The 24,911-nt window shown below is 43.3% G+C and carries 25 protein-coding genes and 1 riboswitch; of the genes, 19 read left to right on the top strand and 6 right to left on the bottom strand.

The window, feature by feature from the left end; genetic code table 11:
• The first annotated feature begins 72 nt into the window (after positions 1-72).
• The 9 genes from DYI25_RS19980 to DYI25_RS20020 all read left to right on the top strand — a co-directional run bounded on the left by DYI25_RS19980 (position 73) and on the right by DYI25_RS20020 (position 8,774).
• A complete protein-coding gene (locus DYI25_RS19980) occupies positions 73-576 on the top strand; it encodes a ferritin (protein ID WP_213372203.1) in 504 nt (167 codons plus the stop codon).
• Between the two features lie 338 nt (positions 577-914).
• Positions 915-1,298: a hypothetical protein gene (locus tag DYI25_RS19985; protein WP_213372205.1), complete on the top strand. Its 384-nt coding sequence runs from the start codon at positions 915-917 to the stop codon at positions 1,296-1,298.
• Positions 1,299-1,508: 210 nt separating this feature from the next.
• The gene (locus DYI25_RS22835; RefSeq protein WP_425374538.1) at positions 1,509-1,559 is read left to right on the top strand and encodes a hypothetical protein; all 51 of its coding nucleotides are present in this window, start codon (positions 1,509-1,511) and stop codon (positions 1,557-1,559) included.
• On the top strand, positions 1,556-2,221 hold the full coding sequence (locus DYI25_RS19995; RefSeq protein ID WP_213372207.1) for a DJ-1/PfpI family protein: 666 nt from the start codon (positions 1,556-1,558) through the stop codon (positions 2,219-2,221). Before DYI25_RS22835 ends, DYI25_RS19995 begins: the two co-directional genes overlap by 4 nt.
• Before the next feature lie 76 nt (positions 2,222-2,297).
• Entirely contained in the window at positions 2,298-2,927 is a 630-nt protein-coding gene (locus DYI25_RS20000; protein ID WP_213372209.1) for an NAD(P)H-binding protein, read from the top strand.
• A gap of 15 nt (positions 2,928-2,942) precedes the next feature.
• Positions 2,943-4,559, top strand: a complete 1,617-nt coding sequence (locus DYI25_RS20005) for an FMN-binding glutamate synthase family protein (RefSeq protein ID WP_213372211.1) — start codon at positions 2,943-2,945, stop codon at positions 4,557-4,559.
• 106 nt (positions 4,560-4,665) lie between these two features.
• The gene (locus DYI25_RS20010) at positions 4,666-5,328 is read left to right on the top strand and encodes an oxidoreductase (RefSeq protein ID WP_213372213.1); all 663 of its coding nucleotides are present in this window, start codon (positions 4,666-4,668) and stop codon (positions 5,326-5,328) included.
• Positions 5,329-5,351: 23 nt separating this feature from the next.
• Positions 5,352-6,464, top strand: coding sequence for an MBL fold metallo-hydrolase (locus tag DYI25_RS20015; protein WP_249745562.1), 1,113 nt, complete (start codon positions 5,352-5,354; stop codon positions 6,462-6,464).
• A gap of 300 nt (positions 6,465-6,764) precedes the next feature.
• Positions 6,765-8,774, top strand: coding sequence for a phospholipase D-like domain-containing protein (locus DYI25_RS20020; protein ID WP_249745601.1), 2,010 nt, complete (start codon positions 6,765-6,767; stop codon positions 8,772-8,774).
• A 190-nt stretch (positions 8,775-8,964) separates the two neighbouring features.
• Here the strand turns inward: DYI25_RS20020 and DYI25_RS20025 are convergent, their stop codons facing one another.
• Positions 8,965-12,024: an efflux RND transporter permease subunit gene (locus tag DYI25_RS20025; protein ID WP_213372215.1), complete on the bottom strand. Its 3,060-nt coding sequence runs from the start codon at positions 12,022-12,024 to the stop codon at positions 8,965-8,967.
• A gap of 330 nt (positions 12,025-12,354) precedes the next feature.
• Between DYI25_RS20025 and DYI25_RS20030 the strand changes: the two genes are divergently transcribed.
• Positions 12,355-13,104 (top strand): 2-phosphosulfolactate phosphatase, encoded by a 750-nt coding sequence (locus tag DYI25_RS20030; protein WP_213372217.1) that lies wholly within the window; start codon positions 12,355-12,357, stop codon positions 13,102-13,104.
• A gap of 47 nt (positions 13,105-13,151) precedes the next feature.
• On the opposite strand, the gene DYI25_RS20035 is transcribed toward DYI25_RS20030, so the two are convergent.
• Both DYI25_RS20035 and DYI25_RS20040 read right to left on the bottom strand, forming a co-directional pair.
• Complete coding sequence (locus DYI25_RS20035) at positions 13,152-14,570, bottom strand: LysM peptidoglycan-binding domain-containing protein (RefSeq protein WP_213372219.1); 1,419 nt, start codon at positions 14,568-14,570, stop codon at positions 13,152-13,154.
• 212 nt (positions 14,571-14,782) lie between these two features.
• Positions 14,783-15,592 (bottom strand): protein phosphatase 2C domain-containing protein, encoded by an 810-nt coding sequence (locus DYI25_RS20040; protein WP_213372221.1) that lies wholly within the window; start codon positions 15,590-15,592, stop codon positions 14,783-14,785.
• Between the two features lie 395 nt (positions 15,593-15,987).
• Between DYI25_RS20040 and DYI25_RS20045 the strand changes: the two genes are divergently transcribed.
• The 9 genes from DYI25_RS20045 to DYI25_RS20085 all read left to right on the top strand — a co-directional run bounded on the left by DYI25_RS20045 (position 15,988) and on the right by DYI25_RS20085 (position 22,839).
• A complete protein-coding gene (locus DYI25_RS20045) occupies positions 15,988-16,833 on the top strand; it encodes a pirin family protein (protein ID WP_213372223.1) in 846 nt (281 codons plus the stop codon).
• Between the two features lie 97 nt (positions 16,834-16,930).
• A riboswitch (cyclic di-GMP riboswitch) is annotated at positions 16,931-17,014 on the top strand.
• 92 nt (positions 17,015-17,106) lie between these two features.
• Positions 17,107-18,255: a DUF5667 domain-containing protein gene (locus DYI25_RS20050; RefSeq protein ID WP_213372225.1), complete on the top strand. Its 1,149-nt coding sequence runs from the start codon at positions 17,107-17,109 to the stop codon at positions 18,253-18,255.
• A gap of 387 nt (positions 18,256-18,642) precedes the next feature.
• Positions 18,643-18,771 carry an FbpB family small basic protein gene (locus DYI25_RS20055; protein ID WP_213372227.1) on the top strand — a complete coding sequence of 43 codons (129 nt, stop codon included), beginning with the start codon at positions 18,643-18,645 and terminating at the stop codon, positions 18,769-18,771.
• A 19-nt stretch (positions 18,772-18,790) separates the two neighbouring features.
• Positions 18,791-19,183, top strand: coding sequence for a sporulation protein (locus tag DYI25_RS20060; RefSeq protein ID WP_213372229.1), 393 nt, complete (start codon positions 18,791-18,793; stop codon positions 19,181-19,183).
• Between the two features lie 71 nt (positions 19,184-19,254).
• The gene (locus tag DYI25_RS20065) at positions 19,255-19,869 is read left to right on the top strand and encodes a protein kinase family protein (RefSeq protein ID WP_213372231.1); all 615 of its coding nucleotides are present in this window, start codon (positions 19,255-19,257) and stop codon (positions 19,867-19,869) included.
• A 232-nt stretch (positions 19,870-20,101) separates the two neighbouring features.
• Entirely contained in the window at positions 20,102-20,950 is an 849-nt protein-coding gene (locus tag DYI25_RS20070) for an STAS domain-containing protein (RefSeq protein WP_213372233.1), read from the top strand.
• A gap of 106 nt (positions 20,951-21,056) precedes the next feature.
• Positions 21,057-21,608: an AAA family ATPase gene (locus tag DYI25_RS20075; protein ID WP_213372235.1), complete on the top strand. Its 552-nt coding sequence runs from the start codon at positions 21,057-21,059 to the stop codon at positions 21,606-21,608.
• On the top strand, positions 21,580-22,032 hold the full coding sequence (locus DYI25_RS20080; protein WP_213372237.1) for a GNAT family N-acetyltransferase: 453 nt from the start codon (positions 21,580-21,582) through the stop codon (positions 22,030-22,032). The genes DYI25_RS20075 and DYI25_RS20080 overlap by 29 nt, the downstream gene beginning before the upstream one ends.
• 153 nt (positions 22,033-22,185) lie before the next feature.
• Positions 22,186-22,839, top strand: coding sequence for a DsbA family oxidoreductase (locus DYI25_RS20085; RefSeq protein ID WP_342032550.1), 654 nt, complete (start codon positions 22,186-22,188; stop codon positions 22,837-22,839).
• Between the two features lie 49 nt (positions 22,840-22,888).
• Here the strand turns inward: DYI25_RS20085 and DYI25_RS20090 are convergent, their stop codons facing one another.
• The 3 genes from DYI25_RS20090 to DYI25_RS20100 all read right to left on the bottom strand — a co-directional run bounded on the left by DYI25_RS20090 (position 22,889) and on the right by DYI25_RS20100 (position 24,890).
• Positions 22,889-23,515 carry a nitroreductase family protein gene (locus DYI25_RS20090; RefSeq protein WP_213372241.1) on the bottom strand — a complete coding sequence of 209 codons (627 nt, stop codon included), beginning with the start codon at positions 23,513-23,515 and terminating at the stop codon, positions 22,889-22,891.
• A gap of 308 nt (positions 23,516-23,823) precedes the next feature.
• Positions 23,824-24,546 (bottom strand): DUF3784 domain-containing protein, encoded by a 723-nt coding sequence (locus DYI25_RS20095; RefSeq protein WP_213372243.1) that lies wholly within the window; start codon positions 24,544-24,546, stop codon positions 23,824-23,826.
• A 59-nt stretch (positions 24,547-24,605) separates the two neighbouring features.
• Complete coding sequence (locus DYI25_RS20100) at positions 24,606-24,890, bottom strand: hypothetical protein (RefSeq protein WP_213372245.1); 285 nt, start codon at positions 24,888-24,890, stop codon at positions 24,606-24,608.
• Positions 24,891-24,911 lie beyond the last annotated feature (21 nt).

A 24,911-nucleotide genomic window follows, 5' to 3' on the forward strand; every position in this document is an offset into this window, starting at 1 on the left:
CGATTGTGAAGGCAAAATAACTATGGTAGCGTAAAAAAAGAAAAAAGCTGCATGGATTGAGGAGGAATCACAATGATTAGTGATAAGCTGGTAAATGGATTGGTTGAACAAATGAATTATGAGTTTTATTCTGCGCACGCGTACATGGCAATGGCTGCGTATTGCTCAGCGGAGAATTTGGATGGTTTTGCGAATTTCTTTTTGGTACAAGCTGAGGAAGAACGGTTCCATGCGATGAAATTTTACAACTTCATTAACGATATGGGTGAGCGCGTGACATTCGATGGATTCCACGCACCATCAAACGACTTCGAGTCTGTTCTTGATGTTTTTGAAAAAGGACTTGGGCACGAAAAGGAAGTAACGCGCCGCATCTACAATCTTGCGGATATCGCACTTGATGAGCGCGAACACGCAACCATGACATTCCTGAAATGGTTCATCGAGGAACAGGTAGAAGAAGAAGCCCTGTTCGACAGCCTGATCCAAAAGCTGCGCCGCATAGACCAGGACAGCAACGCATTCTTCATGCTCGAAAATGAACTCGCACAGCGTTCATTCACAGCACCTGAGTGAAAATAAGTACGAAAAACAGGGTTCCTGGCTAGAATCCTGTTTTTTTATGCGAAAAACGAGTTCCTTAGACCATTTTGGAAGGTGGGTTTTCCCTTTTGGTATGATATATTTCCGGTCGCAGCAATTTTAATTCCGGTTGTTAAGGATATATTACCGGTTAGAGGAGTTTTATTTCCGGTTGGGAAAAATTTATTACCGGTTGCGGAGATTTTAAAACCAGTTACAGTAACCTGCTAAAAAGAGCGTCTGCCAATTCCAACCAAATATCACGAAAACTTTTTCCGCTTGCTTAAAAGGGTATAAGTATTTTAAGAGAATCTTAAGACAAGGAGGATCTTATGAAGAAACTACTTATATCTTTAGCAGCCGCGGGAGTTCTGGCTGGGTGCAGTGCTGATGATTCCGAAATCGGCCAGGAGGGTCCGCCGGATACGGAAGTAAAGACGGAAGAGGACCCGGTGACCACTGATTACCTGCAAGAGAGGTTCTATGAAGGAATGGATTATGATGCCTACGCTGTTGAGGTCCAATCCTGGGTGGATAAGGGACAGGCAACAATTGCTGATACTGTTGAACCTGAAGGGCAAAACAATGTTTCTGCGGATATTATCCAGGTAGCGGATGGATTCCTGGCAGTTGCCAACGACGGCAAGGAAATCACCTTTATAAAGCCATTCGCTTCCACTGAGGAAGCGAAAGAATACCTAAATGGAAATTTGTAAAGGCTCCTTTCGTAAACTTGAAAGCAACAATTAAAGCGAAAGCAGTTTACTGAAAAACAAAGCCCGCTAAATAATCGTTTAGCGGGCTTTGCCTTGTGGTATACGTCCATAGAGGAGCATCACCGTAAGTGTGTCAATTGTGGCATCCTGCGGAAGTTCATCTTGTGAACAGTTAATCCGGATTTCCACCGCCGTGATCTATTCGATGCAATCGAGATAGGGAACTACCATGAATATGAACTTGGCGTCCAAATGATATGATCGATGCCTTCAGTTTTGAACTCGGAAAAGTAAAAAGCAAGGATGTACAGCAGCAGGTGGTCGAGATGCTCTGCAATATTGATACCTTCCTGGCTGAACAGGCAGCTGTAAACTTAGGGGCTGAAAAGCCTGCAAGCAAACCAGCGGAAGTTACCCTGACTTCACCTGCTTTGAGCCAGATGAATACAGTGAAATTGCCGAATACAAGGAAGGTTGCAATCCTTGCTGACAATGGCTTCAATGGAGCGGAAGTTTCAGGTTTGATGGAAAAGTTGAAAAAGAACGCCATCATGGCTGAAATCGTCAGCAAGAATCTTGGTATGATCAAGGGAGATGACGGTACAGAGCTTGAGGTACAGCACACACTTCTTACAAGCAGTTCTGTTCTATTTGATGCTTTATATGTCGCTGGAGGACAGGAAAGCGTCGACAGCCTGAAGCAGAAGAAAGAAGCTGCCTACTTTGTCGATGAGGCCTTCAGCCATTTTAAAGCCGTCGGAGCTGGAAAAGAAGCGGCTGAAATGCTGGCTGCAGCAGGAAGCAAACTCGAAACTGCACCTGGTGTTGTCGTATTCGGTGACAGCGAAGAAGTAGCAGACGACAGTGAGAAATTCATTGAGGCGATTACCGCCCACCGTCATTGGAACCGAATGATTCAATAAGATAAATGAAAAAGAGAGACGGAGGAATCTGTTTCTCTTTTTTTACAAAAGTATTAGAAATGAGGAGGGAACGCAAATGAAAGTTATCGTCTTCGGTGCACACAGCAGTGTCGGGGAGCATGTGGTCAGCAAGCTTATGAAAAAGGGATATACATCCTGCGCGGTCATCGGCAATGAGAACCAAACCGAACTCTTGAAAAACCGTGGGGCCACTGATGTGGTTGTCTATGAAGAGCACTTGCTCACGTCTTTGTTCCATGGTTATGATGCGGCAATTTATCTGACAGGGATTAATCCAAAAGGCCAATCTGGAAAAACGGTCATGGTTGACCACCAATCGGTGATCGAAACTGTTAAAGAAGCTGAAAAACAGGGAGTTCAGCGTTTTGTCATGATGAGCGCAATCATGGCTAATGAAACGGCAGACGATGAAAGCCGGGAAATAGGGGCAAAAGAGATGCCTGATGAATTACTGAGGCAGGCAAACCTGACCTACACTGTCGTGCAGCCAGGAGCTTTGACAGATAAACCTGGTGATGGAAAAATTTCAGCTGCAATCACGCTGGATTCAAAAGAGCTTGAGATTTCACGGGAGGACCTGGCAGAAGTACTGGTCATGTCGCTTGAAGTGGAATCAGCCTTTAACAAAACGTTCGAGGTAGCAGAAGGAGATACGGTTGTATCCAAAGCACTTGCTTCATTATAGGAAAGGAGGATTTAAATGGGTTTAACGGATCTTCTAGTGATTGGCCTGTTTATTTTCATAGCTTTAATCATTCTGGTGCCGGTCGTGCTATTTATCTATTTATATATTAAAGACGACAAGCAAAAGCAGCATTCTATATTAAGGAACTTCCCCGTAATCGGGAAAGTTCGTTATTTTACAGAGCATATCGGGCCGGAGCTAAGACAGTATTTGTTTGATGCTGACAATGAAGGGAAACCTTTTTCGCGCAAGGAATACCAGGATGTCGTTAAAGCAGGCAAGTATAAAGAAAGATTAATAGGTTTCGGGTCATTAAAGGATTTCGAGGCGGAAGGCTTTTACATCAGAAATACGCTTTTTCCTAAGTTGACTGATGAAATGAAGGTAGATAATGCGAAAAAAATAAAAACAAGAGTGTACAAGATTGATGGAGAGGGCCTCTTCACAAGGAAAGAACATAACGAGGCAAAATTGGCTGACCCATATTATTTGCAGGATGATGACGCTGTCGTGCTTGGTGAACATACTTGCCGCTATCCATTTAGAGTAAAAGGGCAGGTAGGCCAATCGGCAATGAGCTATGGTGCACTTGGCGAGAAAGCGATCCAGGCAATGTCAAAAGGGCTCGGACTGGCTGGCGGAACGTGGATGAATTCGGGGGAAGGCGGGTTATCTGATCATCATCTCGCCGGAAATCCCGATATAATGATGCAAATCGGTCCTGATTTATTTGGTGTCCGTAAGCCGAACGGAGAGTTTTCATGGGAGGAGTTCAAGAAGAAAAGTGAAATGCCTCAGGTAAAAGCTTTTGAAATCAAGCTGGCACAGGGGGCGAAAACACGCGGAGGCCATGTAGAAGGGGAAAAGGTTAGCGAAGAAATCGCTAAAATCCGTCTTGTTGAAGTCGGGAAGACAATTAACAGTCCAAACCGATTCTATGAATTCAGCGATGTCCCATCCATGTTTGATTGGATTGAAGAATTGCGTTCGGTTGGCGGCAAGCCAGTAGGCATCAAAATCGTCGTCGGTGATATGGATGCGCTCGAAAACATGATATCCTACATGAAAGAAAGCGGGAAAGGCCCAGATTTCATCACAGTAGACGGCGGGGAAGGCGGTACAGGAGCAACCTACCAGGAGCTGGCGGATACGGTTGGACTTCCGATTAATTCTGCCCTTCCAGTCGTCGATGAAATGCTAAGGCAATACGGAATAAGAGACAGAGTGAAGCTGATTGCTTCAGGGAAATTGATCACTCCTGATAAAATCGCGATCGCGTTGGCAATGGGAGCAGACCTCGTGAATATTGCGCGCGGAATGATGATCAGCGTCGGCTGCATCATGGCTCAGGTATGCCACACGAATACATGCCCGGCGGGTGTAGCGACCACGGATAAGAAACTTCAGGATGGGCTGGTTGTGGATGAAAAAATGTACCGGGTCGCCAACTATATTGTGTCGCTCCGAGAGGGCCTTTATAATCTGGCAGCCGCAGCAGGAGTCGACAGCCCAACGCAATTCGAACGAAAACATATTGTCCATAAAGATGAACTTGGACGCGTGTCTCCGGTGGAAGACTTGATTATTGCTGCGAGAAGAGCACAATTGCAAAAGGAACGGCAGGTAGACTAAGGAAAATGCAGCCAGTCCCATTTTTGGGCTGGCTGTTTTAAAATTTTCTTATCAGGCAAATTATGAAATAATAAAGTATCATGCTTATTATTAGGGGGTTACTTGCTTGGCGGGAAAAACAGCTTTGATTGCCGGAGCAACCGGTTTGATTGGAAAGGAACTGCTGCAGTTTTTATTAAATTCGAATGAATATGATAAGGTCATCGCGATTGTGAGGAGGCCGGTGGAGCTTGACCATACTAAGCTCGATGAAAGAGTTGTGGATTTTGAGCAACTCGAACAATCCAAAGAGATTTTTGCCGTGGACGATGTATTCTGCTGTCTGGGCACAACAATCAAAAAGGCCAAAACAAAGGAAGCGATGTGGAAAATAGATGTTGATTATCCAGTGGAGATTGCCCGGTTAGCCAGTTCTCAGGGAGCAAGGAAGTTTCTGCTCGTCAGCTCGATGAATGCCGACTCAAATTCTCCGATTTTTTATTCGAAAATGAAAGGAAAGCTTGAAGAAGAAATCAAGCAGATCCCATTTGAAACAACAGCCATTTTCCGCCCATCCCTTTTGCTTGGAAATCGGGAAGAATTCAGGCTTGGGGAGAGAGCGGCAGCTGCTATTTTTACAAAAGTGCCTTTTCTTTTTGCCGGGCCGTTAAAAAAATTTAAAGCGATCGAAGGAAGAACTGTGGCTTCGGCTATGTATCGCGTTGCCCAGAAAAACATTCAAGGGGTAACTGTCTATCCTTCTGAACAAATACATGAAATTGGCGGCTGATCTTTCAGCCATGGAGAGAAAAAATGATGCTATATATATTATTGATTTTAGCGGGGATTGTCGTGATTGCTTATGCTGTCCTGAATTACTACCCAGCTTTTGGGGGAAAGCATTCCAATGAAAAGAGGGCTATCTACGCCCAATCCCCGCAATATAGAAACGGCAAGTTTGAAAATCAGCTTCAGACAGGATGGGATACTAGCTTCAGCTCGATGATATCAATGATGATGGACTTTTTAAAGGGCAATCCAGAGAGAAGGCCACGTGCCGCCGTTCCAATGGTTTCATTCTCTCCAAAAGTTAATCGAGATTCAGCAGCCAAGGTCACCTGGTTTGGTCACTCCGCTTTCCTGCTGGAGATCGAGGGCAAGACGATTTTATTCGACCCGATGTTCGGGAAGGCTCCTACACCATTTCCGGTAAGGAACCAGCGCTACAGCATGGAGCTGCCTTTTAGGATAGAAGAACTGCCAGTTATAGATGCGGTTGTATTTTCACACGACCATTATGATCACCTTGATTTTGGTTCGATCATGAAACTGAAGGGGAAGGTAAAGCAATATATAACCCCTCTTGGAGTTGGGGCACATCTGGAACGTTGGGGAATACCTTCTGAAAATATCCAGGAACATGATTGGTGGAATGAGTTCACCTTCGAAGGGCTTAAGCTTGCCTGTACCCCGGCCCGCCATTTTTCTGGGCGAGGAATTACCGACCGAAATTCCACACTTTGGTGCTCATGGGTCATCATTGGCCGGGATACAAAAGTTTATTTCAGCGGCGATGGCGGCTACGGACCTCATTTTAAAGAAATAGGCGAGAAATATGGTCCATTTGATTTAACCCTTATGGAATGCGGCCAGTATGATGCTCGCTGGGCAGCTATTCATATGCTGCCAGAAGAAACGGTTCAAGCCCATCAAGATGTGAAAGGAAAGCTGTTAATACCTGTCCATTGGGGAGCATTCACATTGTCGCTTCATGCCTGGCATGATCCGGTTGAGAGGGCGGTCCGGGCAGCGGAAGAATCAGGGGTCGAAATTGCCACGCCGAGGATTGGGGAGACGGTAAGTGTTGGTTCTCTAGAAATTCCAAATTTATCCTGGTGGCGGATGAATGAAGTGAGACATTTATAAATGCCAGTCAGGGGTGTTTTCACATCCCTAACCGACATTATTAAATTTTAAGCTTTTATAAGTAAAAGAATAACAGCAGAAATGATACCAATTTGAGTGGTATCTTTTTTTAAGGACGGAAATGGAACAGGCTGGTAGGTTGCTAGGTCAATAGATTCGTTTGTGATTTATCATACAAGAGTAAACTCCTCAAAAAGAATCATTTTTCGCAAAATTTACAATTTCATCATATTTCGACAACTTTTTTACATTATGATTATCTTGGATTTATATTCGAGGAGGTAGTCAAAGTTGAAGAAAATGATGTCTATTTTACCAGCAATTATTTTATTGTTTTCAACTCTTTACCCGTCATTCTTGACCAGTACACCAACCGTGAATGCAGCTGAAACCGCGAATGTGGTCATCAGTGAAGTTGCCTGGATGGGCACGAACAACAGCTACAGTGATGAATGGATCGAGCTTTATAACAATTCAGGTTCTGATGTGCTGCTTGACGGCTGGCAGCTGAACGCAGCTGATGGTGCCCCGGCTATTGCGCTAAGCGGCACTCTTCCAGCAAACAGTTATTTTTTACTTGAGAAAACAGATAACCAATCCGTTACTGAAATACAAGCTGACCTTATTTACAGCGGCTCGTTAGGAAATACTGTTGAACACCTTAAATTGATTGATGCATCCGGTGCTGTAGTCGACGAGGTTGACAGCTGGTATGCAGGCGATAATACGGCAAAAGCAACAATGGAACGAATCGACCCAGCCGTTTCTGGTCTCGATTCCACGAACTGGGCAACTGCCAATGCCAGCTATGCCGATGGACTTGGAACACCAAAGGCCTTCAATTCAACTGGAACTGATGGCAGCGGGTCAGGTGGCGATGCTGGCGGCGGCTCTAATCCTCCAGAAGCTCCTAGTGTATGTGACGATAGAACACAGCGCCTGAATAATGTTTCAGAAGCTGAAGGAGCAATGAATGTTTATTTTAATAAATGCGCATTCCCTCAATATGCTTCAGCAGGGAACGAAGCGAATTATAATGTGAACTTTGAGGATATTTTAATCAAGAGGCTCAACTCGGCAACAAAAAGCATTGATTTTGCTACATATGAAATCAACCTACCGCGTGTAGTTGATACATTGATCCAGAAAGCAGCACAGGGTGTCGATGTGCGTGTGATTGCAGATTCTAAGGACGCAGCAGATCCTCACTATGCGGAACGCTTTGAAACTATGCGACTTTACCTGGAAAAAATGGCTCGTGGCCAGGATGCGAAAATGGGCACAGCTGATGACATAGTGGTCTTTTCAGACTCGCCAATGTTTGCAGTGGAAGACAGTGCGAAAAGAGCAGCTAAAGGATTGCCAGCCAGTGTAAGTGATATTGCACAAGTAACCGTCACTGTTGGGAATAGTACGACGACAGGCAGAATGTTTGTTGATGCAGAGGCGAAAGCAGCAGAAAGCTACTACGGCCCTGGAAACCAGATGCACAATAAATTCGCAATCGTCGACGACCGCTGGGTGTTTACAGGCACGTGGAATTTTACCGTCACCGGCCTATATGGATCAGATGAAAACATGCAGCAGGGCATCCTTGACGGCAACCAGAATCAAATCATCGAAATTAACTGGCCTCAGTTAGCAGGTATCTATGAAACTGAATTCAATGAGATGTGGGGCAGCAATACATTGAATCCAGATCCTGTCGTCTCGAATTTCAGCACGCGTAAAACTGACAATACAACACATGTTATTGATATCAATGGAAAAAAGGTAGAGATCTATTTTTCAGCGGGGGATAATGCAGTTGGGAAAATGGCTGATTTGATTCGCAATGAAGCCCATTTCAATACATATTTCTCGATCTTTGCATGGAGCGACCAGGCACTCACCGATGAATTGAAGAATAAGTGGGAAGGGTCCTACAATGACATGGAAGGAACCCTGACGGGATTTGATGTAAAAGGATTGTTCGACTCTGATTTCTGGAACCAGTGGTGGTCTGCAAGTGTCGATATGACAGGCCGGACTGCTACACAGACAAGCGTCAATAACCCAAATACACGATGGAACAATCCGGCTCCTGTCTATGCTGACGCAGAAACACGCAAGCTCCACAGCAAAACAATGCTGATAGACGCCGACACAAACAGTGATCCAACTGTCATCGTCGGATCGACAAACTGGAGCAACAACGGAAACAATGTAAATGATGAAAACATGCTAATCATCCATGACTCAGCCATCACCAACCAGTTCGTACAGGAATTCAATGCCCGCTACGTACAGGCTGGAGGAACATTGCAGTAACATAAAAAGTGCCTGACCTCGGTCAGGCACTTTTATAAATTATATTAATAGGTAATACGATTAGATGCTTCCCCCGAAAGACAGTGAGGGAACGAAAAGGGGAAATAAGAAAAGGTTTATGCTGCGTGAAAACCTATCATAAAAGAAACAACGAGGCAAAACGATCGAAGTCGTTTTGCCTCGTTGATGTTTAGCTCAATATTTCTGGAACAGGTGTGATGGTTTCTTTACTTTTCTTGGCTTTCCTGCTGAACCAGCGTCTTTTTTCTGCACTTTTTGTGAAAATGCGGTAAACTGCCGGGATCAGCAGCAAGGTGATCAGGGTAGCGAAACTTAGACCAGCGATGATGGCAGTTGCCATTGGTGCCTGGTAATTGCCTGATCCTCCTGTAGCCATTGCTAATGGCAGCATGCCGCCAACTGTTGTCAGTGTTGTCATCAGGATTGGGCGTATGCGGTTTTTCCCGGCTTCGACAAGTGCTTCCTGTACTGTGTAGCCTTCATTGCGAAGCTGGTTCGTGCGGTCGATCAATAAAATAGCATTATTCAATACGATACCTATCAGCATGATGATGCCCATGCCTGACATGACGCTTAATTCACGCTGGGTCAGGAACAACCCGAGTATCACACCAACAATTGTCATCGGGATGACGGACATAACGATCAACGGGTGGCCAAGGTGGTTGAACTGTACCGCCATGACCAAGTATACAAGGAATATGGAAATAGCAAGGATCAGAATCATATCCTGAATCATTTCCTGCTGCTGCTCTAGGTCTCCAGCAGGTGCAATGCTATAACCCGCTGGTACAACATAGCGGTCCATCAGTTTTTGGACTTCGCGGTTGATGGTGCCAAGGTCTTTGCCTTCAATATCAGCAGAGATGGAAATGAATCGTTCGCCATCAGTATGTTTGATTTCGTTCGGATTTTCGACACTTGCTAGTGAGATGAACGCAGAAAGGTTTTTCTCGCCAGATGGAGTTGGCACTTCCAGGTCGAGAAGCTCTGATTTTGAAGTGGTTGCTTCATCCCATTTCACTGTCAGAGGAACATTCTCCTCATCGATTTTTAGCTCTCCTACAGGCATTTGTAAAAACGCCTGCTCGATAAATTGTTTAATTTGCAGCTGTGATAACCCAGATTTTTCAATTTCAGTTTCCTTAAGCTGGACAACCTGTTCAACCGACGTTCTTTCAATGGAATTTTCAACCGCGACAATCCCGTCTATCTCTTCAAGCTCTTTCGTAAAACCATCTGCAATTGTTTTGAGCTCATCGAAACTTTCGCCAGATATATTAATTTGAACAGGTGAGCCGCCACCACCAGACATCGCAGCCTGTGCACCTTTAACTGGTACCTTACCTTCGAGATCTCTTAGAACCTTAAGGATTTCTTCGTTTACTTCTTTTTGTTCCCTGGTAATCTCATCGCCCTTTGTCATGTTGATGACGGCAAACATCATATTACCGGAATCCATAATATAATTTGTTTCAACATCTGTGACGCTTTCCAAGGCTTTGTTCATTTCTGATGCGACTTCCTGTTTATCCTCCAGACTCAAACCTGGCTCAACAGGAACAATGATTTCGGCATAACGATTCAGCATATCCGGCATAATGGTCATCGGAATCTTCGTCACAAGCATAAGCGATCCGGCAAGCATTAGGAAGAACAGACCGATAATGGCAAAGCTATGACGTTTTTTCTTTATCGTCCATGAAATAATGCTGCTGTAAGTGCGCAACAGTGGCCCTTCTTTTTGAGCCTTTTGTTCCTTTCTTAACTTTAAAAATTTCTCTGACAGAGAAGGGATTAAAGTGAAGGATACTATAACGGAACTGATTAAGGTTATAGCGACAACCACTGACAGCATGATCATGAATGAGCCCATTTCACCGCCAAGAAGGCCGATTGGCAGGAAAACAACAATGGTCGTCAACATTGACGCCAGTACGGCTGTAGCAACTTCCTTAGTTCCTTCAATTACCGCACCCATGCTCTTAAGGCCAAGTTCTTTTTTACGATAAATGGATTCAAGGATAACAATAGATGAGTCAACCATCATCCCTATTCCGAGTCCAAGCCCGATCAATGTCAAAATATTAAAGCTGTAACCGAACATCCACATTGAAGCGAAAGTGAGAAGCACCGATGTTGGGATTGACAGCCCGACAATCAATGTGGCTCGGATATTTCTTAAAAACAGCATAAGGATCACAACTGCAATCCCAGCTCCAATCAGGATATTGCTTGTAACTCCATCAATGGATTCCTTCACATAATCAGCCTGGGCAACCATTTCGTTCATTTCAAAGCCGCTAACCAAACCTTCGTTTCGAATCTTTTTAATTTCCTTTCGAACCGCCTCAGCCATCTCTATTTGTGTCGCATCAGATACTCTTCCAATCTGGATAAAGATAAAGTCCTTCGTACCATTTTTCCAGACAAGAGAGGAGTTTTCCAATGGTTGAATGGAAACGTCCGCGATTTCAGAAAGCTTTATAAAACCATTTTGAGCAGGAATGTGAAGGTTTTTGATATTCTCAACAGATTCCAATTGCGTATTCCATCTCAAAGAAGGTGAATTTGTTTCACTGTTCAACTGGCCCAATGTAGCTTCACTGTTTGCTTGCTGAATCGCACCGATAACCTGTGTTGCATCCAGCCCACTTGTTGTGAGTTCGTCACGCTTTAATTCAACAGTAACTTCTTTTTGTGAAATTCCAGATAGTGACACATCACGAACTTCAGGAAGATCTTCTAGCCTTGGTTCAAGGATGTTTTTTGCGAACGCAGTCATTTTCTCCATGTCAGAGCCAGAAACATCCATGAAGAAGTCGTAGGCCTGGTTTGTGCCGGATTGAGCGGCCACCACATCTTTAATGCCGATGATACTTGAGGTTGTGGAATTGATGACTGATTCAACTTCCTTGAACACATCATCCCCACGGCCCCGTTCAATCGCAAGCCTCAAGGAGCTTCTGCCGATACTGCTTGTGGATTGGATTTCTTCCACTCCCTCGATGCCGAGGATTTTCTTTTCAAGCGGGGTAGTGATGGTTCTTTCTACTTCAATTGCCGGCATATCCCCCGCATTGATCTCAACGTAAGCACCATCCATTTGAATTGATGGCAATAGTTCTTTATCCAGCTTTAAAACCGAAAAGCTGCCAATCAATAAAACTAACACAACCATTAAGCTGACTAAGATTTTTCTCTGAACAATAAATTTCAATAAATTCATAAAATCCTCCCCGATATTATCGTAAAATAGGAATGTAAAAATTTTCTATTTTATTCACCCAAAAACAGATTATACACATATTACTAGGAAAAAATAACTATTTATTTGTGAATTTTAATTATTTTTCACTATAAATACTGGTGGTGGTAATATGTCTGTGGTAAAAAATAAGAAACTTTTAAGTTCCTTTAAGATATTTCCATTTTATCCCTTGAGTTGAAGATTCATAATGAGCCAGAGACAGATTTTTATATAGGGCTGAAGGCTGAGAAGGAATAGGCAGTAAAAAGGAGAATAGTTAATTTCCATAGGAAAGATGAGGTGAGCGTAATGTTTAGTCAGTCTCCTTATGAATGCAAGATAGAATGGGGAAGGCGTGGGGCCAGGGAAGCGGCAGAGCGAGGGGACATTGTTGTTATTGTCGATGTTCTCAGTTTTTCGTCAACGGTCGTTTCCGCTTTGAGCGCGGGTGCAATCATTTTTCCATATCCGCCTGAACTGGATGGAATTAAATATGCGGAAAGTATTGGAGCAGAATACATTCTCGGCAGGGCAGAAGCAGCCAGGGGTGGGCGACCGACTTTATCGCCGGTGACCTTCAATGAGGAGCATCGAAATAATCAGTATGTTTTATCTTCCCTCAATGGAGCTTATTGTTCGTGGATTGCATCTAAGGTACCTGCTCTATTAATAGGGTCATTGCTCAATGCTTCAGCTGTTGCAGCCACTGCGGAAAGGATCCAGCAGGAAACAGGAACAGGTATTACAGTAGTGCCATGCGGGGAAATGTGGGATGGTACTCATGAAAATGAAGACCGGCTTCGCCCTTCGGTTGAGGATTATTTAGGGGCAGGTGCGATCCTTGCCAAGCTGAATGGCGAAAAATCACCGGAAGCGGAAGTATGCACAGGAGCCTTTAATAGTTCGGTAAATCGATTAAAAGATTTGATATGGGATTGCGGAAGCGGGCGTGAATTGCGGGAACGAGGTTATGAGACAGATGTCCGATATTGCAGCCAGCTCAATGTGAATAACATCGTGCCAATCATGAAAGAAGGAAGATTTATAATGTGTAAATAGAAAGTGCCTGGCATGGAGCCGGGCACTTTTAATAGTGTTAATCATAACTATGTCAATTTTTTGATATTAAAATTATCCTCTAGCAATGCCCAGTTTTGCGGGAAAGGGTAACCCAAGACCCAGTAACTGACACCACGCAGATTGTATTGCTTGATCAAATCAAACTTTGCCTGTGCGCTGCGGGCGTCTTCGAACCATACTTCGTGTTTGCGGCCCTGTTCATCTGTGTAGCGGAAGTATGGTGACGCGGCTACTGTGTCATATTGAATTGCAGCTCCATACTTGATGGCACGGCTGACTGCTTCCTGTGGGCTGTATGTTTCAGCTTCCTGGCCCTGTACATGGGGGATGATCCAGTCTCTGGCATATAGCTGAAAGCCCATCAGGATTTTATTCCTCGGAATAGCCGTAATCGCGTAATCTAGCACTCTGCGGATTTCGTTCAATGGCGAAACAGCCTGTGGTGAACCGTAACGGTAGCCCCATTCGTAGGTCATCAAAACGACATAATCTGCTATTCTGCCGTGTGCGGGATAATCATGCGCTTCATATAATAATCCTTTCTGGTCGGCACTGATCTTTGGCGCAAGAGAAGTTGATACAAAATAGCCTTCCTTATGGAGAGCATCCACTGCTTCCTGAAGAAACGTATTATAAAGCTCACGATCAGCAGGCAGGACATTTTCAAAGTCTATATTTAAGCCACGGTAACCTTTTTCACGCATGACAAAAAGGATATTGTTGAGGAGTGTGGTACGATTTGCTTCACTAGCCAGAACTTCATGGGCGATATTCTCACCAGCCTCAGTCGCTGTAAAGTTGGTGATCGACATCATTGGCAGTGCACCTTTTGCCAGTCCTGTCTGGATAGCTTCGGTATCATCCTTCATGTAAAGGACAAGTGACCCGTCAGGCTGGATGACGTATGCGAACGGAGCGATATAGGTCATCAGGTCGGCTACTTCGCCTACCAGCTCAATTGCTTTTTCGTCGGAATGGTAGGTGAATGAATTTGATTCAATTGTTGGTTTCCGTTTTGGAATGACTAGAATGGTCCCTGGATATAGAAGGTTTGGATTTTGGATTTGATTGGCCTTAATGATTGCCTGTACTGTTACCCCATAGCGCTGGGATATGTGCCATAGGGTTTCACCGCGTTGAATGGTGTGGCGGGTTGCGGGTATGCGGAGTACGGTGCCTGGGTAGATAAGAGCAGGGTTGGTAATGGCATTCGCCTGGATGATGGCATCTATGGTTGTTCCGTAACGCTGGGCAATTGACCATAATGCTTCGCCGTATCGAACTGAATGGAATGTATCATGGGATGGAATGAGCAAGGCCTGGCCCACCACTAGTTGATTTGGATTTTCGAGACCGTTAATATCAGTAATCTGTGGAATTGTCACTTGATATCTGTTCGCGATTTGCCACAGTGATTCACCTCTTTGGACAACATGAATGATCATTATGAACCTCCCCGGGAAAAAGTCCTGCAATGATAAGATATATATGTGAATGGAAGGTCTTTTATTAAGGCTGTTTTGGAAAAAGGTGGCCGAAATGGACGAATCAGATTTTGCTTTCCGGGAGGATATAGAATTTTTAATTGATTTTTCAAATGGACTTTATCCATGCGTTTTCATCTATTTTACGCGCTAGATAAATTCCAAGTGTTCTACTATCTTTCATTACTAGGAATTGTAGCTTCTTCTTTGTTCAACACAGCCCAAGAAATAATAGTAGTGCTATCGCGTACATTGTTGGCTTGAATACGATCAAGTAACCTCGATACCCCGTCTTTGTTAGATGAATTGGAAAACTCACCAAAGATTGCTTTTGGTTCAATGAATGGTTCTCCTGGGCACTCAACCAGGCCATCCGTTATCATAAGAAGATGATTGACGCCTTTCCGCAATTCCTTTGCTCCGCTGCTGAAGCAAGGAACAGCTTGGCTAAAGGTATTTACTTGACCAATCCATTCAAAAAAATGCCTTTGGTTCACTTGATATTGGCCAAGGGAGGAAAGTTCAGGATGATGCAAGTAGAATAGGCAGTCGCCAACTGAAAACCACCAGCAGTAGTTGCCTTTCCTGGCCACGATTAAGCAAGCGGTTTCTCCTTTTATTCTCTCGCAAGCTTCTAAAAAATCTTCACTTTGAAAAAGATTAAGGGTAATACGCTGCAGATTTTGAAAAGCCTCATTGGTCGAAAGTGATAGCGCACCTTGGACATCCCCTTTTATTTGACTGAAGGCTTCAACAATCAGTTCAGCGCTTTCTGAGCTATTGTGGGCATCTAAAAGAATCACAAACTCCCAATCTTGTTCAGGATTTGACATAACGAAGCATCCATCCTCATTTTTGTATTGACCTGCACTGGAATTACCTCCGTATCGGCCAATGATCATATTGCCCAGTTCAATAATACTCGGCTCGTCTACAAAACTCTCCCGATTTCCTACCCAATTGAAAACTAGATGATTATTCATATGTACTTCCCTGCCTATTCTATATTCATTCAACCTTTCCTTTTGAGTAATCTGTTTAGTTATTAGTCTACTACTTTTATTGTGTAAATAAATCAAAAAAGGAGCTAGTGGGTTTCTTAAAGGATATCCCACTATATCTCTGGTAAAAAATGAAGTCTTTTATGAAATCCCTTAGGGGGTGAGATTTGGAACACCAAAACGGACAGCCCTTCTGGCAAAGACGATTGAACGTCTCAGTGAAATACAATAATCGGTGAAACTACGAGTTAAAACGTTACCCTTGCTTATCTCCAGTATGCAGGGGGCGCTTTTTTTGTTGGATTGACCTGTTAAGAGTTATACTTACTAAAAGTAAATAAATTAATATGCTGTTGAAACAAGTCAGGAGGGGTAAGATGTTCAAAAGAGATATCAAGAAACATTGGACAGTTCAATATGAAGAGAGAGGGATGCCGCATGTCCAGGCAGGACTAGTGCTGAACCCACAAAACTGGAGGGAGTTGGATCCATTCATTCTAATGGCGGAAGACTGGTTTAAACGTGGGACATTTTCTGATCACCCGCATCGTGGCTTCCAGACAATCACGTATATCATTGACGGAAGGCTTGAGCACATTGACAACCATGGCGGACACAGCATTCTGGAATCTGGTGACATCCAGTATATGAATGCAGGCAGCGGTGCGCGACATGCTGAAGAGGCAGTGGACAATGACATAGCGCATACACTGCAGCTCTGGCTGAACCTGCCTAAGGAGTTGAAAGGCACAACGACTTCTTATCAAAACGTGTATTCCGAAAATGCACCAGTTGTCCAGTTTGAAGGCGGAACTTTAAAGGTGTATTCAGGAGAAACTGCCGGAGTGAAAGGGCCTCTCGAATCAAGAGTGCCATTTACCCTATCAGAAATTCAGCTAGCTGAGGGGGCGAATTTCACATATGAATTGCCGGAATCGCATAACGCGTTCCTATATATACTTTCAGGTGAAGTCGATGCCGGCTCAAGCCAAACAAATCTTCAAAAGTCTTCTGCGGCGACTTTGACATTTAATGACGGAGGCGAAGGTACAAGCGAACTAATGCTGAAAGCGAACAAGCGCTCAAAAGTATTGGTATATTCCGGGAAGCCAATCAAAGAGGAAGTGGTCGCCTACGGACCGTTCGTGATGAATTCGATGGAGGAGATTCGCCAGGCTTACCGCGATTATCAGGAAGGCAAATTCGGCGAGGAAGCCAAGTAGATGGGTATAATTACCCAAATACTTTGAATTATAGTCTTTTTTAAACATTTCTATTTCTTTTTGTCTGTCGAAAAAGTAAGATAAAAGTAGAATTAAAATCCGATAATGGCAAACCTAGGGAAATCTGGGGGCGCAAAGCTACAGGGGCTAAAGTCGTCGACCATGCCAGCCAGTTGCCGAAGAATCACATAGCCAATGTATGTGTGCTGCTCTCGGACAGCACTTTTTTATGTCGATTTTAATTCCAATATTAAAAATAGTGGGGGTATTGGAATGAAGAAGCTTTTAGCATCAACAATTTTGACCGGAGTGCTTGCATTTGGGACGGCAGCATCTGCAAGTGAGGTAGTTGAAACGGTAGACCCGGGCACGACACCAGATGAGTTTTTGTTTACGTTTGACCAATTATTTGAGGAATTGAAGCTTTTAGTCACCTTCGATGATGAAAAAGAAGCCCAGCTCCTCCTTGAATTCGCGAACGAGAGACTGGCTGAAGCTACCGCAATGTCAGAAGAAGAAAAAACAGAATTCGTCCAACAAGCGTTTCAAGAATATTTAGAAGCTCTTGAGGCAGCTGAAGAGAAGGTCACAGAAGTAATTGTAGAAGAACAGACTGATTCTGAAGGTGAAGACGAACTGACTGAAGAGCTGGAAAACGTTTCTGAAGTTAAGGATGAACTTACTGAGGAGCTTGAAGATGAGCTAAAGGAAGAGGTTGAAGAAGCAACGGAAAAAGCGAAGGTGGTTGCTAACGTTGTAAAGGGCCTGGATCAGGAAATGGTTTCCCAGCTGCGAGAACAAGAGCTAGGGTACGGCCAAATCGCTCAAATCTTCTGGCTTGCAGAAGCAGCTGGGAAAACAGTAGAGGAAATCGCTTCTTTATATACAGAGGAGAAAGTTGGATTCGGACAGGCAGCTAAGCAGCTTGGTGTCCATCCATCAAAGATGAAAGGACTTGCATCAGGGAAAAAACAGGCTTCCGAAGAAGAAACAGATGAAGAAGCAGAAACTGATGGATCCGAAGAGGGCACTGAAGAAGCAGAACAGCCAGGCGAAGCAGCGGTTACTGAAGATGAAAATGAAGACACAACTTCAACTGAGCAAACGACTGAACAGCAAGTGAGTGTCGCATCAGCTAGTACCACTGAAACAAAAACTAACACTAAGAATAGTGTCACAAAAGCAGAAGAAAAGAAAGCTGAAGCTGTAAAGAAGGCAGAAGAGGCAGCAAAGAAGGCTGCTGAAAAGAAAGCGGAAGCTGAGAAAAAAGCAGAAGAACAAAAACGTGAAGCAGCAAAGAAAGCTGAAGAAAAGAGACAAGAAGCAGCAAGAAAACAGGAAGAAGCCAAAAAGAATAAACAAAAACAAGAAGAAGATAATGATGAGCAAAAAGATGATGACAGCGATGAAGATTCCAACTAAGAAAAAGGGGAAAATAACGGTAAGTAAAAGCAGGCAAAAGGCCACCCAAAAAGACTGTTAATACTGGTGATGTATTTGACAGATTTTGAGTTGTCATTTATCATAATCGTATACATTTGAATAGTTCTCCTAAAGGGGAGTAGCTTTCACAACAGAGTCGTCATTACGGAGATCACTCCCGGCTTTGTTGGCAACGACCGTTGTTAGCAAGACCTTTGCCATATTTGGTGAAGGTCTTTATTTGTTTTCCAGACCTTCACCTAAGCGGGTGGAGTTTTTTTATGGAGAAAGCACAGAGATGTATTGCAATGAAACTGGCAAAAAATAGTCTTATCAGAGGCGTTTTCCTGCGGTTAAACATAAATTTAAGTATTGGAGTGTGATTTTGTGAAGAGATTACAGCTTAGTTTTAATGAATTGGTAAAAAAGAACAAGGAAGAATTATTAGCAGACCAAAAGCGGATCGAGATAATTGAGAAGCGGCTTGATGAGAAATACACCAACCTAAAAAAGTAAACATAAATGGAGGACCAGGATGCTATTGCGAAAGTATATGTCATTGCTAGGAGTAGGTTCCGCCCAGATTGACCTGATTTTGGAGAAAGATGTTTTAATCCCTGGTGATTCGGTGAATGGGAAGTTTTTGATAAAGGGAGGGACGGTTGACCAGGACCTCCAGCTAATTGAGTGTGCCCTTGTCATGGTTAACTTGAAGACAGAAGCAGAAAATGTACTGGATACTGTAACAATTGATATACAGTTGAGGATTCAGCCAGATGGTGATGATGAAGTGCCGTTCAGCTTCCTGCTTCCCGCGGATGTGCCTCCTTCAAACAAGGATATCTCTTATCATTTTAAAACAAAGCTGGTCTTTAAACAGGGAACCGAAAGCTGGGATGAAGACATGATCAAGGTGGTTAAGGGCTGAACTGGGTATCTGTGAGTGTGGAACACAACCTGTTACTACCGTTCGGGCAAACTATGAAAGGAGCGAGAGAAATGAATCAATATGAACATCTGGCAAATAGTGTTGTTTATTCCATCCGAGGATCAAAAGCAGCTTTGGTTCATAAAGATTCATCACTGAAGCTGGTTGGAGAGGGCAGAAGTGCGTTCGCGTTCAGAATCAGCGGAACAGACCTTGTTATAAAGGTTTTTTTTCCTCAGTTTGAGAAGGTTGCAGCAGAAGAAGCCGAGATTTATAAGGAGCTTGCTGGAAATCCATTTTTCCCTTCACTCCATGAATCGGGAAGCAATTATTTGGTCATGGATTATGTCCAGGGCATGACACTCTATCAATGTTTGGTAAATGGCATGCCGATTGCCGCCGGCCATATTGAGGAAGTCGATCATGCCCTTACGCTTGCAAGAGAGAAAGGCTTGAACCCCTCCGACATACATCTGCGGAACATCATCATCACTCCTGATGATGAAATCAAGCTTATAGATGTGGCTCGATTCCGGCAGACGAAGCGATGTTCTCAGTGGGAGGACTTGAAAACAGCTTTTTATAAATATTACAGGCATCAACGCTTCCCGAAAAAAATGCCAGTGCCTGCGATGAATTTAATTGCATATTGTTATAAAAGAGGAATGCTGCCAACTATTAACTAATCTTGAATGGCCGCAGTCCTCTTTTTAAATTACATAAATTCCGAATAGAAAGCTAGATAAGAAAAAAGAAGCTGGTTCACTCGTTTCGCAAACGAGGTCGGTGAACGTCCATAAGTTCAAAAACTTGTCCTGCATTCTAACCCTGCGTTATGATGGGTTATAACAGTGCATTTTGGAATAGAATCCGTAGAAGTATATATAAAATTGTCTTTGAACACATGGAGGAATCTAAATGACCACAGAACTGCAAGCATTAGGGGAAGCAATTGTCAGCAGGAAGCACGAAATCGCCAAAGCTGTCCACGAAGACAGGTATTCTGAAGCTGTTTTAACAGAAGCTCAAAAATATGATCTTGGCAAAATTGAACAACAGATCCTAGAGATTCGAGCGAACTTCATTGAAATATTCGGTCAGGCATTGATTGAGCATGAAGACCAGGAAAAGGTATTTGCTAAAATTACAACCTGGGGTAAGGAAACCGGAGAGTATATCTATAAGCTGGGCGCCTCTCTTGATGAAGCTCTTAAAGATACTAGCTATTACCGTGATCATATCTGGAAGGCAATCAAAGAAGAAGCAAAGGATATGTCCGCTTCTGCCATCTTTGGGGTATTAGATATCATTGATCCATTAATGGACCATGCTATATACAGCTTCAGCCTAACGTTTGTCGACGCGCATCAAAAGAGCCTTGAAAATGCAAAAACTGCATTGCTGGAACTGTCAGTACCGGTTGTTCCGTTACTGCCTGGTGTCGGTGTATTGCCTCTTGTCGGGAACGTTGATACTGAAAGGGCGCAGCTGTTGATGGAAGAAACACTGGACCAGGCTGTAAAACTCAAGCTTACTCACCTGATCTTTGATGTTTCTGGAGTCATGATCGTCGATACGATGGTTGCGGACCAGCTGTTCAAGGTCATCAATGCCCTGTCGCTAGTTGGGGTAAAGACCATCATGACCGGCATCCGTCCTGAGGTTGCCCATACAATGGTGACGCTGGGCCTCAACCTCGAGGGTATAATGGTAAAATCAAATCTTCATCAGGCATTCAAAGAGATCCAGACAATGCAAAATGCATAAATTCGAAAAAGCTGCTCAGGCAGCTTTTTTATTTTTGCGAAAAAAGAGGAAATACCAGTTAAGAAGAGAATTTGAAATTTAACTATAGACAAAGTGATGATGTTTTATGACAAATGATCAAATGAAGAAAATCCATATCATTGGTTCTGTCGGAAGCGGAAAGACGACCCTGGCCAGGAGTCTGTCAACCAGATTCGATTTGCCGCACTATGAGCTCGACAATGTTGTCTGGAAAAGAACCGATAGGGGGGATATTAGACGAAGCGAAAAGGAACGAGATGAATATTTGCAATCAATCGTTAAAGCCGATTCGTGGATTATCGAGGGTGTTCATTACGAGTGGGTTGCGGAAAGCTTTGAAAACGCGGATATGATCATATTTTTGGACATTTCCTATGGAAAAAGGAAATACAGGATCATCCGAAGATTCATCTTGCAAAAGCTTGGACTTGAAAAGGCAAATTACGCTCCGACTTTTAAGATTTTCAGGAAGATGTTTGTTTGGAATAGATATTTTGAGGAGAAGAGCAGACAGGAAATCTTGACTATTCTTGGCGTCCATCAGCATAAACTGTACATCGTAAAAGAGTCTATAGATCTTGAGAAAATATATTTCCGGAGGCGAGAGCATGGCAGAACTGACTATACGACCTGCTGAAGAACGAGACATTCCAAAGTTATACGATTTAATGACCCAATACATTGTTGGTTTTTACAAAAAACCAGAACCAAATGAAGCAGAATTGAAAAATTTGATTCAACACTTGCTGGATCATCCAGACTCAGGGTTGCAGTTTGTGGCTGAAAGAGAAGGAGAAATTGTGGGATTCGCAACCCTGTATTATACTTTCAGTACTCTACAGGTAAAACGGGCGGCAATTTTAAATGACTTATTTGTTTCAGCCGAGGCAAGAGGCCAAAAAGCAGGAGAGCAGCTCTTTGAAAAATGCCTCGCACATATCAGGGGAAATAACTTCGCTTATATGACTTGGGAAACGGCCAAGGATAATTATGCTGCTCAAGGGCTTTACAATAAAATGGGCGGAAGCCAGTCAGACTGGCTGGTATATGAAATTGAATAAATGGTTTCTGGGCATTGGATAGTCCATTCTCTCCGAGTCGAATTTCGTGTATTTTACAAGCTTAACACCTATACTATAGGGGGAAATAACGAACTGGAGGGATCCATCATGCAGATTGAAATGTGGACAGACTTTGCTTGACCGTTCTGCTATATTGGCAAAAGGCGTCTGGATGACGCTATTAATCAGATCGATCACCCGATTGAAGTGACGTATCGATGCTTCGAGCTTGATCCGAACATGGGACGGGACATTGAGTATAATATTTACGAAGCTTTAGCGAAGAAATATGGGATGAGCATTGCCCAGGCGAAAGCGAGCACGCAAAACATGGTGCAAATGGCCAAGGAATCTGGCCTGGAATATAATATGGACACACTTATTTTAACCAATACTTTTGATGCTCACCGTTTGACGATGTTTGCGAAAAAGCATGGAATGATGGCAGAGATGACCGAAAGAATTCTACGTGCCTATTTTACCGAATCGAAGCATATTGGGGACCATGCAACATTGACTGAATTGGCTGTAGAAGTTGGCCTTGACCGTGAAGCAGTAGAAAAAATGCTTGCTAGCAATGAAATGGCTGATGAAGTCCGTTCTGATGAAAGCACTGGCCAGCAGTACGGAATCACAGGTGTACCATTCTTCCTTATCAATAAGAAGTATGCCATTACAGGCGCACAGCCGACTGATGTTATAGTCCAGTCATTGAAAAAAGTCATTGCCGAGAATGAAATCACCATCTTGAACAATGATGACAGCATGATTTGTGATGACGATGGTTGTGAAATTCCTAAGAAGTAATAAAAAGAACTAGTCCGCGGACTAGTTCTTTTCTATCTTTTCTATGAGCTTATATAAATTCTACGATTTCCTCGATCGAAAGCCGAGTTGTTGGATGCCCAGGTGCAGCAGCCTTGCCAAGAGACAGCAGCAGGACAGGCATATAGCGTGCATCAATGTTGAATCTTTCAATGAATTGCTGCTTGTTGAATCCGCCCATTGGTACAGTATCATAACCTCTGGCTCTGGCAATCAGCATGAGCTGCATCGATACAAGACCGGCATCGAAAGAAGCGATGTTCTCCCTTATACCAACGGGAGCAGAAGGGTATAATTTATTAGTATTCTCAATCATTCTGTTCATGGTTGTCTCGTCCATATATCCAGCTTCAAATGAACCGCGGTATACTTTTTCGGCATTACGATACATTTCTCTGTCGCCAAGAACCGCAATAACTGCTGAAGAGGTTTCGACCTGCTCCTGATTATTGGCAATCATTCTTAGTTCTTTTTTTGTTTCCTCGTCCTGTATGACGAGGAACTTCCATGGCTGGAGATTACTTGAAGATGGTGACAGGGCAGCTTCCTTTAATATATCTAAAATCTCTTCTCTTGAAATTTTAAAGTTGGGGTTATATTTTCTGACAGAACGCCGTTCGCGTATTACCGTGGACAGGCTTGTCTCAGAATTAATCATTATCTATTCCTCCAAAGGTGTAGTTACTTTTTGTAAGCATTATTCAGGTTACTATTAGTAAGTGATGAAGTCAAACAAGATGACCTGAATATTCATTCCAATAAATGGACCGTATGACAAAGTCCTTCTAAGCTTAGTTAATACGAAGAGGATATTTGTCTGATGGCTGGGGAAGGTAATGCCGCTGACATGGAATTTCAGATTGAGAGGAAGCTTGTCCGGAAGCTAACCAGGCGATATATCCTGACGGAGAAAAAGGTGTATGAAATCAAATTTAAATAAAGAGTGTCCGTGTTCACGGGACACCCTTACTTAGATTTCTCAGCAAGAATATTATGCCATCCTTCTGTTTCAGCTGGACTCTTGCTGTTGATGAAAATCTTGTTAGTATCTGTTTCGATGAATAAAAAAGGTGCAGAGCCTTTGTGGATAAAAAGCAGGCTGCTTCCGTAATCTTTTACCTTGAAATGGCCTTTTGCCATCATGGCAAGACCGAACCCATTTTGTTTCCGTGTCACTTCTGGCATATCCTCTAAAAGTTCAACATGACGAATTTCTGCGTATTCCCATTCTCCGCCATACATGCCAGTGATTTCAAAGGAATCCTCATAGTCCTTCAGTTCAAAGTCCTGGTACCCTACAAAGAAAAGGCCCACTAGGAACCCAATAGTACCAATGGCGAGAAGGGTACTGAAGATATAGCTGCGCCTTCGCTTCTCTTTTATTTCATATTTGGAAAGGTAAATGAGACCGCCTAGAAGGAACACCATCATGAAACCGAGCTGGACCTCGATGGAATATTGGAAAGATGTGTAGCTTAAAGGCAGCAAAACGCCCATTCCCACGGCAGTAGCGAGCATCAGCTTCCCGACTCTTTGTGGATACCCATTCTTGATTAATTGCTGCTGCTCATCCTTCGGTTTGCCATTGAAATTAGAAATCAGCCAGTACCATTCTTTTTTCACGATTGCCCAGCTGAAGAACAGGAACAACACAATCATAAAAAGCTGGATCCCGATAAATAACGACATTAATATCACTCCTAAAACGAGTCCTTATCTATGTATACGGATTGCCAGGAACACAAGTTTCAAACATTAAGGATTGGCTTGTTTCTTTTCTTATCGTAGAGATCCATTAATAAGGCAATCGAAATTGCTATTACCGATAATACCAACAACCACGAACTTATGACTGCGGTTAACAGCCAGCCATATCTAAGTAAGACTGAAAGCCAGCCCAAACAGCCTAGTGCAAACAAAACTAGTGCTACATAGTACTTCAGTTTTGCTGAATGAGGGAAATGAATATTAATTCCATAAAAAAATAATGCCATTATAAATGTCAAGCCGATAAGGATCACGATAGAGTCCATGGTCATTTGCACTCCTTTTCT

Origin of the sequence: Mesobacillus boroniphilus (assembly GCF_018424685.1) — a bacterium.
GTDB lineage: Bacteria > Bacillota > Bacilli > Bacillales > Cytobacillaceae > Mesobacillus > Mesobacillus boroniphilus_A.

Coding starts and splice junctions, on each gene's coding strand:
- DYI25_RS19980 (WP_213372203.1), top strand. CDS start 73: ATGATTAGTGATAAGCTGGTAAATGGATTGGTTGAACAAATGAATTAT.
- DYI25_RS19985 (WP_213372205.1), top strand. CDS start 915: ATGAAGAAACTACTTATATCTTTAGCAGCCGCGGGAGTTCTGGCTGGG.
- DYI25_RS19995 (WP_213372207.1), top strand. CDS start 1,556: ATGATCGATGCCTTCAGTTTTGAACTCGGAAAAGTAAAAAGCAAGGAT.
- DYI25_RS20000 (WP_213372209.1), top strand. CDS start 2,298: ATGAAAGTTATCGTCTTCGGTGCACACAGCAGTGTCGGGGAGCATGTG.
- DYI25_RS20005 (WP_213372211.1), top strand. CDS start 2,943: ATGGGTTTAACGGATCTTCTAGTGATTGGCCTGTTTATTTTCATAGCT.
- DYI25_RS20015 (WP_249745562.1), top strand. CDS start 5,352: ATGATGCTATATATATTATTGATTTTAGCGGGGATTGTCGTGATTGCT.
- DYI25_RS20020 (WP_249745601.1), top strand. CDS start 6,765: ATGATGTCTATTTTACCAGCAATTATTTTATTGTTTTCAACTCTTTAC.
- DYI25_RS20025 (WP_213372215.1), bottom strand. CDS start 12,024: ATGAATTTATTGAAATTTATTGTTCAGAGAAAAATCTTAGTCAGCTTA.
- DYI25_RS20030 (WP_213372217.1), top strand. CDS start 12,355: ATGTTTAGTCAGTCTCCTTATGAATGCAAGATAGAATGGGGAAGGCGT.
- DYI25_RS20035 (WP_213372219.1), bottom strand. CDS start 14,570: ATGATCATTCATGTTGTCCAAAGAGGTGAATCACTGTGGCAAATCGCG.
- DYI25_RS20040 (WP_213372221.1), bottom strand. CDS start 15,592: ATGAATAATCATCTAGTTTTCAATTGGGTAGGAAATCGGGAGAGTTTT.
- DYI25_RS20045 (WP_213372223.1), top strand. CDS start 15,988: ATGTTCAAAAGAGATATCAAGAAACATTGGACAGTTCAATATGAAGAG.
- DYI25_RS20050 (WP_213372225.1), top strand. CDS start 17,107: ATGAAGAAGCTTTTAGCATCAACAATTTTGACCGGAGTGCTTGCATTT.
- DYI25_RS20060 (WP_213372229.1), top strand. CDS start 18,791: ATGCTATTGCGAAAGTATATGTCATTGCTAGGAGTAGGTTCCGCCCAG.
- DYI25_RS20065 (WP_213372231.1), top strand. CDS start 19,255: ATGAATCAATATGAACATCTGGCAAATAGTGTTGTTTATTCCATCCGA.
- DYI25_RS20070 (WP_213372233.1), top strand. CDS start 20,102: ATGACCACAGAACTGCAAGCATTAGGGGAAGCAATTGTCAGCAGGAAG.
- DYI25_RS20075 (WP_213372235.1), top strand. CDS start 21,057: ATGACAAATGATCAAATGAAGAAAATCCATATCATTGGTTCTGTCGGA.
- DYI25_RS20080 (WP_213372237.1), top strand. CDS start 21,580: ATGGCAGAACTGACTATACGACCTGCTGAAGAACGAGACATTCCAAAG.
- DYI25_RS20090 (WP_213372241.1), bottom strand. CDS start 23,515: ATGATTAATTCTGAGACAAGCCTGTCCACGGTAATACGCGAACGGCGT.
- DYI25_RS20095 (WP_213372243.1), bottom strand. CDS start 24,546: ATGTCGTTATTTATCGGGATCCAGCTTTTTATGATTGTGTTGTTCCTG.
- DYI25_RS20100 (WP_213372245.1), bottom strand. CDS start 24,890: ATGGACTCTATCGTGATCCTTATCGGCTTGACATTTATAATGGCATTA.